Consider the following 12,084-nt stretch of genomic DNA (forward strand, 5'->3'; position numbering starts at 1 on the left):
CCACGACCCACGCTTCATGCCCCGGGGTCGGGCCTGCCCGATGACAAACTACTGACGACGGCATGCGTTACCGGCGATTACGCTGAAAGGAGGCGCAGCCAGGGGCAAACCCTGAGGCTTTTGTTTTTCACATACGCGAAAATTTCTTCATGGTTGTGAAAACAGCGTTTCGCGTGATCGAGATCGTCGAGCTCTTTGCCCGGGAGAAGCAGCCGCTGGCGCTGTCCGAGATGGCGCGCCTGCTCGAGATGCCGGTGTCCAGCTGCCTCGGGCTGATCCGCACGCTCGAAGAGCAGGGCTACATGTACGAAACCGGCCGCCGCCAGGGCTACTACCCGACCGGCCGGCTGCTGGCCATGGCGCAGGTCATTGCGGCGCACGACCCGGTGCTCGACCGCGTGCGGCCCGCGCTGGAGGAATTGCGCGACGGTGCGCGCGAGACCGTGCTGTTCGGCAAGTTCCGCGACCCGAACACGGTCGTCTACCTGGAAGTGCTGAGCGCGCCGCAGAGCATCCGCTATTCCGCCGAAGCGGGCGAGACGCGCCCGGCCTACGCCAATTCGATGGGCCGCGCGCTGCTCTCCACGCTCGCGCCCGAGGCGCGCCGCAAGCTGCTGGCCGCCACGCCGCTGGCGCCGCTGACCGACGCCACGCTGACCACGCCCGAGGCCATCGAGCAGGAGCTCGAACGCTCGCCCGCGCGCGGCTGGTACGGCAACCTCGGCGAAAGCATCCCCGACCTCGTCGGCCTTGCATGGCCGCTGCGCATCGGCGGCGAGGCCTACGCCATTTCGGTGGCGGGCCCGCGCTACCGGCTCGAGCCGCGCATCGACGAGGCGGCCGCCATGCTGCGCTCCGCCTGCCTGGCCATCGAACACAAAGGCTGATCGAAACAATGACCTCCTCACGCTACTTCGTCCGCGAAAGCGACATCGCCGGCTACCACCCGGCCAACCACACCGGCACGCTCAACAAGCGGCTGATCGGCCCCGAGACCGTGGGCGCGAAGCAGCTCGAGGTGCTGGTCGGCCACATCCAGAAGGGCAAGGGCGCGCTGCCCCATGCGCACCCGGGCATCGAGCAGGTCTGCTACATGCTCGAAGGCCGCGCGGTCGCCGAGGTGGGCGGCCAGCGGCAGGAGCTGCACCCGGGCGACAGCTGCTTTTTTCCGGCCGATGCGATGCACACCTTCACGGTGGTGAGCGACGAGCCGGTGCGCGTGCTGGTCATCTACAGCCCGCCGTACGAGGAATCGCCGGAGCGCGTGATCCGGCCCTGAACGACAACCCCCCGGAGACAAGAACCATGCAGACGATGAAGAACGCGACAACCACGGTCGCGGTGGCAAGCCGCCGCCGTTTCATTTCCATCGGCGCCGCCGCGGGCCTGGCCGGCGCGGCGCCCTGGGCCTTTGCGCAGGAGGGCTACCCGAAGCAGCCGATCAAGCTGATCGTGCCCTTCGCGGCCGGCAGCGGCACCGACGCGGTGGCGCGCATCACGGCGCAGATGCTGGGCGAGGCGCTCAAGGCCTCGGTCATCGTCGACAACCGCGCGGGCGCCAACGGCGTGATCGCCGCCGAGTTCGTGGCCAAGGCGCCGCCCGACGGCTACACGCTCTTCATGACCACCAACACCACGCACTCGGCCAATCCGAGCCTGATGAAGTCGCTGCCCTACGACCCGGTGAAGGACTTCGCGCCCGTGAGCCGCATGGGCAACCTGCCGTTCATGCTGGTGGTCAACAACGAGCTGCCGGTGAGGAGCGTGGCCGAACTGCTGGCCTGGGGCCGCGCGCACCCCGGCAAGCTGACCTATGCGAGCGGCAACAGCACCGGCATCGTGAGCGGCGCCACGCTCTCGCGCATGAGCGGCGTGCCGATGCTGCACGTGCCCTACAAGAGCACGCCGCCCGCCATTGCCGACCTGATCGGCGGGCAGGTGTCGATGATGGTGGTCGACCTGGCCGCGGGGCTCGCCACGGTGAAGGCCGGCAAGATGCGCGCGATTGCCGTGACCACGCAGGAGCGCACCAAGCTGTTTCCGGAACTGCCGCCGCTGGCCGAGACGCCCGAGCTCAAGGGCTTCGACATCACCTCGTGGAACGGCGTGTTCGCGCCGGCCGGCACGCCGCGCGATGTGGTGCTGAAGCTCAACAAGGTGCTGTCGGAGATGGCGAACGGCACGGCCTTCCGCGAGCGCGTGGCGAAGCTGGGCTTCGATGCCTTCGGCAGCACGCCGGAAGAGCTGGGGGCGTTCACCGTTTCGGAACTGGCCAAGTGGAAGAAGCTGATCCAGGCTGCCGGCATCCAGCCCGAATGAGCTCCGCTGGACCACTCGACGGCATCCGCATCCTCGACCTCACGGCCGTGGTGATGGGCCCCTACGCCACGCAGACGCTCGGCGACCTTGGCGCCGACATCATCAAGGTCGAACCACCGTCAGGCGACAACTTGCGCGCGGTCGGCCCGATGCGCCATGCCGGCATGGGCGCGATGTCGCTGCACCTGAACCGCAACAAGCGCTCGATCGTGCTCGACCTCAAGCAGCCAGAAGGACGCGAGGCGTGCCTCAGGCTCGCGGCGGGCTGCGATGCGCTGATCTACAACACGCGCCCGCAGGCGATGGCGCGGCTCGGGCTCGGCTACGAGGCCGTGGCCGCGGCCAATCCGAAGATCGTCTACCTCGGCGCCTTCGGCTATGGCGAAGAGGGCCCCTATGCCGGCAAGCCCGCCTACGACGACCTGATCCAGGGCGCGGCCGGCGTCGCCTCGCTGTTCGCGCAGCAAAGCGGCGGTGCACCGCGCTACGCGCCCGTCACGCTGGCCGACCGTGCCGTGGGGCTGCAGGCCGCCATCGCGCTGCTCGCGGCCGTGCTGCACGCGCAGCGCACGGGCCGCGGCCAGGCGGTCGAGGTGCCGATGTTCGAGGCGCTCTCGCAGTTCGTGATGGGCGACCACCTGGGCGGCCACAGCTTCGAGCCGCCGCTCGGTCCCACCGGCTATGCGCGCCTGCTCGCTGCGCACCGCAAGCCCTACGCCACGGCCGACGGCTACCTGAGCGTGCTGATCTACAACGACAAGCACTGGCAGGCCTTCTTCGACCTGATCGGCCGGCCCGAGCTGCGCGCCTCGCCGATGTTCGGCACGCACACGGCGCGCGCCGCGAACATCGGCGCGGTCTATGCGTTCGTGGCCGAGGTGATGGCCACGCGCGGCAGCGACGAATGGATGGCGGCGCTGGAAGCGGCCGACATTCCCGTCGCGCGCCTGCACAGCACCGAGAGCCTGATCGACGATCCGCACCTGCGCGCGGTCGATTTCTTTCCCGAGTTCGATCATCCGAGCGAAGGCCGCATCCGCACGCTCGCGCCGGTCGGACGCTACAGCGCCACGCCCGCGGGCATCCGCCGCATGGCGCCGCGCATCGGCGAGCAGAGCGTCGAGCTGCTGCGCGAAGCGGGCTATGGCGATGAAGCCATCGACCACCTGCTCGCGCGCGGCGTCACGCTGCAGCCGGCTCCACCCAAGGACAACGACGAATGAACTTCTCCCTCAATGAAGACCAGCGCTCGCTGGTGGCCGCCATCGAGCGGCTGTGCGAAGACTTCCCCGCCGACTACTGGCGCGACCACGACGACCGCGCCGCATTCCCGCACGAGTTCCACCGCGCCGTGGCCGACAGCGGCTGGCTCGGCATCGCGATGCCCGAGGCGCAGGGCGGCGCGGGCCTGGGCATCACCGAGGCGGCGCTGATGATGTGCGCCATCAGCGCGTCGGGCGCGGGCATGTCGGGCGCTTCGTCGGTGCACATGAACATCTTCGGGCTCAACCCGGTGGTGGTGTTCGGCAGCGAGGCACAGCGCCAGCGTTTCCTGCCGCCGCTGATCGCGGGCACCGAGAAGGCCTGCTTCGCCGTGACCGAGCCCGACGCGGGGCTCGACACCACCCGCCTCAAGACGCAGGCGGTGCGCCAGCCGAACGGCAGCTATCTGCTGCATGGCCGCAAGATATGGATATCGACCGCGCAGGTGGCCGACCGCATGCTGATCCTCACGCGCACCACGCCGCTCGATCAGGTGAAGAAGCCCACGCAGGGGCTCACGCTGTTCTACACGCCGCTGGACCGCGCCAAGGTCGAGGTGCGCGAGATCCACAAGCTCGGCCGCGCGGCGGTCGATTCGAACATGCTCTTCATCGACGGGCTCGAAGTGCCGGAGGAAGACCGCATAGGCGAGGAAGGGCGCGGCTTCGAATACATCCTGCACGGGCTCAACCCCGAGCGCATATTGATTGCGGCCGAGGCCATCGGCATCGGCCGCGCCGCGCTGCGCATCGCGGCGCAGTACGCGCAGGAGCGCGTCGTGTTCGGCCGGCCGATCGGCCAGAACCAGGGCGTGGCGCACCCGCTCGCGCGCGCCTGGGCCAACCTCGAGGCGGCCGACCTGATGGTGTTCAAGGCCGCCACGCTGTACGACGCGGGCGAGCCCTGCGGCATCGAGGCCAACGCCGCCAAGTACCTGGCGGCCGAGGCGGCGCACGACGCCTGCCAGAACGCGGTTCTCACGCTCGGCGGCATGGGCTATGCGAAGGAATACCATGTCGAGCGCCTGCTGCGCGAGAGCTACATTCCGCGCATTGCGCCGGTCAGTCCGCAGATGATCCTGAACTTCATCGCGGAAAAGGCGCTCGGCCTGCCCAAGTCGTACTGATGTTGCCCATGCCATGAATCCATCCGCCGTCACCCGCCATCTCGTCGTCCGCGGCCTGGTGCAGGGCGTGGGCTATCGCTGGTCGATGGTGCAGGCCGCGCGGCGCCTGGGCGTGTGCGGCTGGGTGCGCAACCGCCGCGACGGCAGCGTGGAGGCGCTGGCCTCGGGCCCGGCCGCTGCGGTCGATGCGCTGGTCGCGTGGGCCCGCAGCGGGCCGGACGGCGCGCGCGTGGATGCCCTCGATGCGGTGGAGGCGCCCGCGCCCGCCGAGCCGCCATCGGATTTCGTGCAGCGCGAAACGGCGTGAACCGCGGCGCTGGCGCGATCTGCAACGCCGCTGGCAGGCATTGCAACCCCTGCGGCGGGCGCGGCCGAGCATGCAAGACGCAGACGGCCGACAATCGGCGGACGCTCTTTTCTTTCTCCAGCGAACCCAGAGACATCCCATGAAACTCCCCGCCAAGGTCCAGATCATCGACGTCGGTCCGCGCGACGGACTGCAGAACGAGAAGCAACCGGTCTCCGCCGAAATCAAGATCGGCCTCGTGCACCGCCTGCAGGACGCCGGCCTGAAGGAGATCGAGGTCACCAGCTTCGTGAGCCCCAAGTGGGTGCCGCAGATGGCCGACAACGCCGAGGTGATGCACGGCATCAAACGCAAGCCCGGCGTGCGCTACTCGGTGCTCACGCCCAACATGAAGGGCTTCGAGGCCGCCATTGCCGCGCCGCGCGAGGAGTGGCCCGACGAGATCGTGGTGTTCGGCGCCGCGAGCGAGGCCTTCAGCCAGAAGAACATCAACTGCTCCATTGCCGAGAGCATCGAGCGCTTCGCGCCCGTGGTGGCCGCGGCGCGCGAGAAGGGCATCGATGTGCGCGGCGCCATGTCGTGCACCGTGGGCTGCCCCTACGAAGGCGAGGTCGCACCCGAGCGCGTGGGCATGCTGGCAAAGCTGATGAAGGACATCGGCGTGCAGCGCGTGGACGTGGCCGACACCATCGGCGTGGGCACGCCGCGCAAGGTGAAGGCCGCCATCGAGGCCACGCTGGCGCATTTCAACGTGGACCACATCTCGGGCCACTTCCACGACACCTACGGCCAGGCGCTGGTCAACACGCTGGCCTCGCTGGAGCTGGGGGTCTGGAACTTCCAGTCGTCCTCCGCCGGGCTGGGCGGCTGTCCCTACGCCAAGGGCGCGACGGGCAACGTGGCCACGGAAGATGTGGTCTACATGCTGCACGGCATGGGCATCGAGACCGGCATCGACCTGGACAAGCTGATCGACGCCGGCGTGTACATCAGCGAGGCGCTGGGGCGCGAGCCGAACTCGCGCGCCTCGAAGGCCCTGCGCATCAAACGGGCGGGTTGAACGATGTGCGGCGCTGAACTCCATTCGCTGCCCGAGGGCGTGCAGCGCGTTTCCCGTGTGCTGCAGGACGCGGGCCACCCCCATTCGCCGCGCATGCTCGACGACGCCTGCCGCACCGCCCAGCAGGCGGCCGACGCGCTCGGCATTTTGGTCGGGCAGATCGCCAAGAGCATCATCTTCCGGCGCAAGAGCGACGACGCGGCGGTGCTGGTCATCACCTCGGGCGACAAGCGCGTCGACGAGAAGAAAGTCGATGCGCTGGTCGGCAAGACCGGCCGCGCCGATGCGGAGTTCGTGAAGGCGCGCACCGGCTTCACGATCGGCGGCGTGTCGCCGGTGGCGCATGCCACGCCGCCAGTGGTGCTGATCGACCGCGAGCTGTTCCGCTTCGAGGAGATCTGGGCTGCCGCGGGCCATCCGCATGCGGTGTTCCAGCTGCGCCCGCAAGACCTCGAGAAGCTCACCGGCGCGCCGGTGGCGGACGTGGTGTGAACGCCGAGGCCGCGCTGACGCTGGCCGAACGCGCCGAGGCGGTACAGCGCCCGGCCGCCGGCGATGCACCCGATGTGCCATCGCCCTGCACCTCGGTCTGCCGCATGGACAGCCAGAGCGGCTTCTGCGAAGGCTGCCTGCGCACCCTCCCCGAGATCGCGGGCTGGAGCCGGATGGACGGCGCGGCGCGGCGCGGCGTGTGGCGCGCGATCGAGCTGCGGGCGCGGGCCGGCCTCTGGCGCATTCCGGAACCCTCAGGAGACAAGCACGCATGAAGCACATCGACTTCTATCTCGACTTCATCTCGCCCTACGCGCACCTTGCGTTCGAGCACCTGCCCCAGGCGCTCGAGGGCCTGAGCTGCAGCGTGGCCTACAAGCCGGTGCTGCTCGGCGCCATCCTCAAGCACCACGGCCAGCTCGGCCCGGCCGAGATTCCGGCCAAGCGCAGCTGGACCTACCGCCATGTGCTCTGGCTCGGCCATGCGAACGGCATCCAGATCGAAATGCCGGCCTCGCACCCCTACAACCCGCTGCCGCACCTGCGGCTCGCGCTGTCGACCTCGGACGACGGCAGCATCAGCCGCCTGGTGGCCGAGACCATCCTGCGCAACGTGTGGCGCGGCGGCGAGGAAGCCGGCGATGCCGCGCGCCTGGCTGCGCTGGCGGCGCAGCTGGAACCGAAGCGCGACATGAACGGCGACGAGAACAAGGCGCTGCTCAAGCGCAACACCGACGAAGCGCTGCAGCTGGGCGTGTTCGGCACGCCGACCTGCAGGGTCGACGGCCGCCTGTTCTGGGGCTTCGACGGCCTCGCGATGCTGCGCGCCTACCTCGCCGGCGACGCATGGTTCGACGGCCCGCAATGGGCCGCGGCCGACCAGCGGCCGTCCTTGCTGCGAAGCAGCAAAAGCTGAGCAGAAGGCCGATTTCTTACAAGCTGAAACGGACCCCGCGGGTTTCACCTTAATCCGTAAGCGCCGATTCAGTTTCGCGAAAGGCTCGGGTCAGTCGCGCCTCCAAGAATGCTTCACGGTCCCGAATGCCGGGCCCGATCGAACGCATACACAGGAGACGACGCAAATGGCAGCAACACTGGATTCGAGGGGGATGCCGCATCCGGCCCCCCGGCCCATGTCCGCGGAGGAAAAGAAGGTCATCTTCGCTTCCTCCCTTGGCACGGTGTTCGAGTGGTACGACTTCTACCTCTACGGCTCGCTGGCCGCGATCATCGCGAAGCAGTTCTTCAGCGGCCTCGATGCCGGCGCAGCCTTCATCTTCGCGCTGCTGGCGTTTGCCGCGGGCTTCCTGGTGCGGCCGTTCGGCGCCATCGTGTTCGGCCGGCTCGGCGACATGATCGGGCGCAAGTACACCTTCCTGGTCACGATCCTGATCATGGGCCTGTCGACCTTCATCGTCGGCCTGTTGCCCAGCTACGCGACCATCGGCGTCGCGGCGCCGGTGATCCTGATCGCGCTGCGCATGCTGCAGGGCCTCGCGCTCGGCGGCGAGTACGGCGGTGCCGCCACCTACGTGGCCGAGCACTCGCCGCACGGCAAGCGCGGCGCCTACACCTCGTGGATCCAAACCACCGCCACGCTCGGGCTGTTCCTGAGCCTGCTGGTGATCCTGGGCGTGCGCGAATGGCTCGGCGAAGCGGTGTTCAACGACTGGGGCTGGCGCATTCCGTTCCTGGTGTCGATCCTGCTGCTGGGCGTCTCGGTGTGGATCCGCCTGTCGCTGAGCGAATCGCCCGCCTTCCAGAAGATGAAGGCCGAGGGCAAGACCTCGAAGGCGCCGCTGTCCGAGTCCTTCGGCCAGTGGAAGAACCTCAAGATCGTGATCCTGGCGCTGGTCGGCCTCACGGCGGGCCAGGCGGTGGTCTGGTATTCGGGCCAGTTCTACGCGCTCTTCTTCCTGACGGCGCAGCTCAAGGTCGACGCGACCACGGCCAACCTGATGATCGCGGCCGCGCTTTTGATCGGCACGCCGTTCTTCGTGGTGTTCGGCACGCTGTCGGACAAGATCGGCCGCAAGCCGATCATCATGGCCGGCTGCCTGCTGGCCGTGGTCACCTACTTCCCGGTCTTCAAGATGCTGACCGAGGCCGCCAACCCCGACCTCGCCAAGGCGCAGGCCACCGCCGGCGTCACCGTCACGGCCGACCCCGCGACCTGCTCGTTCCAGGGCAACCCGGTGGCGCGAGAGATCGACTTCAGGAGCTCCTGCGACATCGCCAAGCGCTACCTCGTGCAGAACTCGGTGAGCTATGAGAACGTGGCCGGCGCGCCGGGTTCGAAGGCGGTCGTGAAGATCGGCGACAAGTCGGTCGAGGCGCCCGTGGGCAACGTCGTGAACCTCAAGTTCGACGAGACCTCCGCCAAGGAAATCGCCGCCTTCAAGAAGGGCGTGGCCGAAGACCTGAAGGTCGCGGGCTACCCGGCCAAGGCCGACCCCGCCAAGATCAACAAGCCGCTGACGGTCGCGCTGCTGTTCTGGCTGGTGCTGCTGGTCACCATGGTCTACGGCCCGATCGCCGCCATGCTGGTGGAACTGTTCCCCACCCGCATCCGTTACACCTCGATGAGCCTGCCCTACCACATCGGCAACGGCTGGTTCGGCGGCCTGCTGCCGACCACTGCCTTCGCCATCGTGGCCTCGACCGGCAACATGTACAACGGCCTGTGGTATCCGATCATCATCGCGGGCGTCACGCTGGTGGTGGGCACGCTGTTCATCCGCGAAACCAAGAACGTCGACATCTACGCGAACGACTGACGCACGTTCGGCAGTGCAGGAGGGCGGCGGGAGCCGGCCCTCCGTTCAACAAAGGGGCTTCATGCCGTCGGCATGAGGCCTTTTTCTTGAACCCCCGCATTCCATCCCCAGGAGACAGAACCCATGTGGAAACTCGTTGTCGGCTTCGTCGTCTTTGCCGCCATTGCCCTGTACGTGATCTCGAAAGCCGGCGACAAGATCGACATGTCGGGCGAGAAGCATGGCGGGGACGCGGCGCAGCACGAGCCCGCGCCCGCCGCCGCACCCAAGTAGGCAAGCCGCCGCGCGGCGGCGATCAGCGCTTGAAGCGGCCTTCGCTGATGATCGACAGGTCGACGTAGTCGATGCCCGTGTGGTCCGTCGGCGAATAGCTCACGTCGATGTTGCCGCCCAGGTCGTACTGGAAGCTGTTGAGCGTGGCAATCAGCCGGGCGCGCGTGGGCTTGGGCCCCGTGCGGCGCAGCGCCTCCACCATCACCTTGGTGGCGACGAAGCCTTCGAGCAGCGCGGGCGACAGCTCGGTCTGCCCCTTGGCCTTGGCGAGCGCCATCGCTTCCTTGATCAGCGGATGGCCGAACGAGCGCTCGTAGGGCAGCACCTGCGTGACGATCACGCCGGCGCTGGCCGAGCCCAGCTCCTTGATGAAGCCCGAAGCCGCATTGTTCGACAGCGTGATGATCTGCGCCGCCGAACCCGCGGCCCGCAGCGCCTTCACGCCTTCGGTCACCGCGGTGCCCGAGCCGATCCACAGCACCGCCTGCGCATTGGCCTTGACCAGCTGCGGCACGATCGCCGAATAGTCGGGCTTGCTGCGGTCGGCCAGCGCCAGCACCGCCGGTGCGAGCCCGGCCTTCTCGAAGCCCTTGCTCGCGCCTTCCATCGCGTCCTTGCCGAAGGAGTCGTCGGCCTGCACCACGGCAATGCGCTGGATGCCCGTGGTGTGCAGGTGCTGCACCGCTTTTTCAGCCTCGCGCTGGTAGGTCGAGCGCACGTTGAAGATGTTCTTCTGCAGCGGCTTGTGCAGCGCCATCGCGCCGGTGGAAGGGCCCACCAGCGCCACGCCGTACTTGTCGAGCAGCGGGATCACGGCCAGGGTGTTGGGCGTGCCGCGGTTGAGCAGCAGCGCCAGCACCTTCTTGTCCTCGATCAGGATGCGCGTGTTCTCCAGCGAGCGCTTCGCGTCCAGGCCGTCGTCGAGCCGGATCACCTCCACCTGCTCGCCGTTGATGCCGCCCTGGGCGTTGACCTGGTCGATGACCAGCTGCGAGCCCATGATGGTTTCCTTCACGCTGGCGGCCACCGGGCCCGACAGGTCGGCCGACTGGCCGATCACGATCTGCGCCGACGCGCCGAGCGCGGACAGGGCGAAGAGCAGCGCAGCAGCGCGGGACGTGGACAACATCTTCATCATCGAACAGCCTTTGGGCGAAGCGGATGCTTCTGTCAGAAGATGTGTAATGTGTTGCCGCAAGTGACAATCACTCGCTCGTGGAAACCCTGTCAAACCATAGTTGACAGTGCCCTCGCGCCGCCGCCGGCGCCGCGCTCAGCGCTTGAAGCGGCCGTCGCTGATGATTGCGAGATCGGCGAAGTCGATGCCCGAATGGTCCTGCGGCGAGTAGCTGATCTCGAGCCCGCCGAGGTCGTAGCCGCGCAGGCTCTCGAGCGCCGCCAGCACCTTGGCCCGCGTCGGCTTGGGGCCGGCGCGGCGCAGCGCCTCGAGCAGCACCTTGGCCGAGGCAAAGCCCTCGAGCGCGGCCGGCGACAGCTCGGCCTGGCCCTTGGCGCGCGCCAGCGCCAGCGCTTCCTTGACCATGGGGTAGCTGATGGAGCGCTCGTTCGGGAACACCTGGGTCACGATCACGCCCCTGCTCGCATCGCCCAACTGCTTGATGAAGCCCGACGAGGCGTTGTTCGACAGGGTGACCACCTGCGCGGCCGAGCCGGAGGCGCGCAGCGCCTTGATGCCCTCGACCACGGCAACGCCCGAGCCGATCCACAGCACCGCCTGTGCATTGGCGTCCCGGATGGCCGGCACGATGGCCTTGTAGTCGGGCTTCTCGCGGTCGGCCGGCACGGTCACGACGGGCTTGGCCTGCGCCTTGGCGAAGCCGGTCATGGCGCCCTCGAGCGCGTCCTGCCCGAAGGAATCGGTCACATGCACCACGGCGATGCGCGCGATGCCGGTGGTGAGCAGGTGCTGGATCGCCTTCTCGGCTTCGCGCTGGTAGGTGGCGCGCACGTTGAACACGTGCTTTTGCACCGGCTTGTGCAGCACCATGGCGCCGGTCGAAGGGCCGATCAGCGCCACGTCGTGCTTGTCGAGCCACGGGATGATGGCCTGCGAATGCGGCGTTCCGCGGCTCATGAAGAGCGCCACCACCTTCTTCTCCTCGAGCAGCACGCGGGCGTTCTCGGCGGCGCGCTTGACGTCGAAGCCGTCGTCCATGCGCAGTACCTCGATCTTCTCGCCGTGGATGCCACCCTGGGCGTTCGCGGCATCGATCAACAGCTGGGCGCCGCCGATGGTTTCGTTCACGCTGGCGGCCACCGAGCCGGTCATGCCCGCGGTCTGGCCGATCAGGACCTGGGCCGGCGCGGATGTGGCGGCCAGGGCGAGCAGGGCCGCGCAAAGAACGTGCAGCTTGTTCATGGATAACTTCAAGGGCGGGTTTGGAACGTAAACAAAGGTGCTATTTGTTACATAAAGTGTTATTTGCGGAATCCGTACAAACCCCTG

General features: G+C 68.0%; 14 protein-coding genes. 12 read left to right on the forward strand and 2 right to left on the reverse strand.

Going from position 1 to position 12,084, the window contains the following annotated elements:
• Positions 1 to 149 precede the first annotated feature (149 nt).
• The 12 genes from VPA02S_RS30910 to VPA02S_RS32055 all read left to right on the forward strand — a co-directional run bounded on the left by VPA02S_RS30910 (position 150) and on the right by VPA02S_RS32055 (position 9,617).
• Positions 150 to 887 (forward strand): IclR family transcriptional regulator, encoded by a 738-nt coding sequence (locus tag VPA02S_RS30910; protein ID WP_015867477.1) that lies wholly within the window; start codon positions 150 to 152, stop codon positions 885 to 887.
• Positions 888 to 895: 8 nt separating this feature from the next.
• Entirely contained in the window at positions 896 to 1,279 is a 384-nt protein-coding gene (locus tag VPA02S_RS30915; RefSeq protein ID WP_062367328.1) for a cupin domain-containing protein, read from the forward strand.
• A gap of 26 nt (positions 1,280 to 1,305) precedes the next feature.
• Complete coding sequence (locus tag VPA02S_RS30920) at positions 1,306 to 2,319, forward strand: Bug family tripartite tricarboxylate transporter substrate binding protein (protein ID WP_062367330.1); 1,014 nt, start codon at positions 1,306 to 1,308, stop codon at positions 2,317 to 2,319.
• The gene (locus VPA02S_RS30925) at positions 2,316 to 3,542 is read left to right on the forward strand and encodes a CaiB/BaiF CoA transferase family protein (RefSeq protein ID WP_062367332.1); all 1,227 of its coding nucleotides are present in this window, start codon (positions 2,316 to 2,318) and stop codon (positions 3,540 to 3,542) included. The genes VPA02S_RS30920 and VPA02S_RS30925 overlap by 4 nt, the downstream gene beginning before the upstream one ends.
• On the forward strand, positions 3,539 to 4,708 hold the full coding sequence (locus tag VPA02S_RS30930; protein ID WP_062367334.1) for an acyl-CoA dehydrogenase family protein: 1,170 nt from the start codon (positions 3,539 to 3,541) through the stop codon (positions 4,706 to 4,708). The genes VPA02S_RS30925 and VPA02S_RS30930 overlap by 4 nt, the downstream gene beginning before the upstream one ends.
• A 13-nt stretch (positions 4,709 to 4,721) precedes the next feature.
• Positions 4,722 to 5,015, forward strand: coding sequence for an acylphosphatase (locus VPA02S_RS30935; RefSeq protein ID WP_062367335.1), 294 nt, complete (start codon positions 4,722 to 4,724; stop codon positions 5,013 to 5,015).
• A 139-nt stretch (positions 5,016 to 5,154) separates the two neighbouring features.
• Positions 5,155 to 6,075, forward strand: a complete 921-nt coding sequence (locus tag VPA02S_RS30940; protein WP_062367337.1) for a hydroxymethylglutaryl-CoA lyase — start codon at positions 5,155 to 5,157, stop codon at positions 6,073 to 6,075.
• A gap of 3 nt (positions 6,076 to 6,078) precedes the next feature.
• The gene (locus VPA02S_RS30945; RefSeq protein WP_062367339.1) at positions 6,079 to 6,567 is read left to right on the forward strand and encodes a YbaK/EbsC family protein; all 489 of its coding nucleotides are present in this window, start codon (positions 6,079 to 6,081) and stop codon (positions 6,565 to 6,567) included.
• Entirely contained in the window at positions 6,564 to 6,842 is a 279-nt protein-coding gene (locus VPA02S_RS30950) for a DUF1289 domain-containing protein (RefSeq protein ID WP_027730325.1), read from the forward strand. The genes VPA02S_RS30945 and VPA02S_RS30950 overlap by 4 nt, the downstream gene beginning before the upstream one ends.
• Positions 6,839 to 7,483: a 2-hydroxychromene-2-carboxylate isomerase gene (locus tag VPA02S_RS30955; protein ID WP_062367341.1), complete on the forward strand. Its 645-nt coding sequence runs from the start codon at positions 6,839 to 6,841 to the stop codon at positions 7,481 to 7,483. The genes VPA02S_RS30950 and VPA02S_RS30955 overlap by 4 nt, the downstream gene beginning before the upstream one ends.
• A 166-nt stretch (positions 7,484 to 7,649) precedes the next feature.
• Positions 7,650 to 9,344, forward strand: coding sequence for an MFS transporter (locus VPA02S_RS30960; protein ID WP_015867467.1), 1,695 nt, complete (start codon positions 7,650 to 7,652; stop codon positions 9,342 to 9,344).
• A gap of 123 nt (positions 9,345 to 9,467) precedes the next feature.
• Positions 9,468 to 9,617 (forward strand): hypothetical protein, encoded by a 150-nt coding sequence (locus tag VPA02S_RS32055; RefSeq protein ID WP_015867466.1) that lies wholly within the window; start codon positions 9,468 to 9,470, stop codon positions 9,615 to 9,617.
• Between the two features lie 22 nt (positions 9,618 to 9,639).
• On the opposite strand, the gene VPA02S_RS30965 is transcribed toward VPA02S_RS32055, so the two are convergent.
• Together VPA02S_RS30965 and VPA02S_RS30970 are read right to left on the reverse strand one after the other, a co-directional pair.
• Entirely contained in the window at positions 9,640 to 10,755 is a 1,116-nt protein-coding gene (locus VPA02S_RS30965) for an ABC transporter substrate-binding protein (protein WP_015867465.1), read from the reverse strand.
• Positions 10,756 to 10,890: 135 nt separating this feature from the next.
• Positions 10,891 to 11,997, reverse strand: a complete 1,107-nt coding sequence (locus VPA02S_RS30970) for an ABC transporter substrate-binding protein (RefSeq protein WP_062367343.1) — start codon at positions 11,995 to 11,997, stop codon at positions 10,891 to 10,893.
• Positions 11,998 to 12,084 lie beyond the last annotated feature (87 nt).

It is taken from the genome of Variovorax paradoxus NBRC 15149 (genome assembly GCF_001591365.1).
Taxonomy (GTDB): domain Bacteria; phylum Pseudomonadota; class Gammaproteobacteria; order Burkholderiales; family Burkholderiaceae_C; genus Variovorax; species Variovorax paradoxus.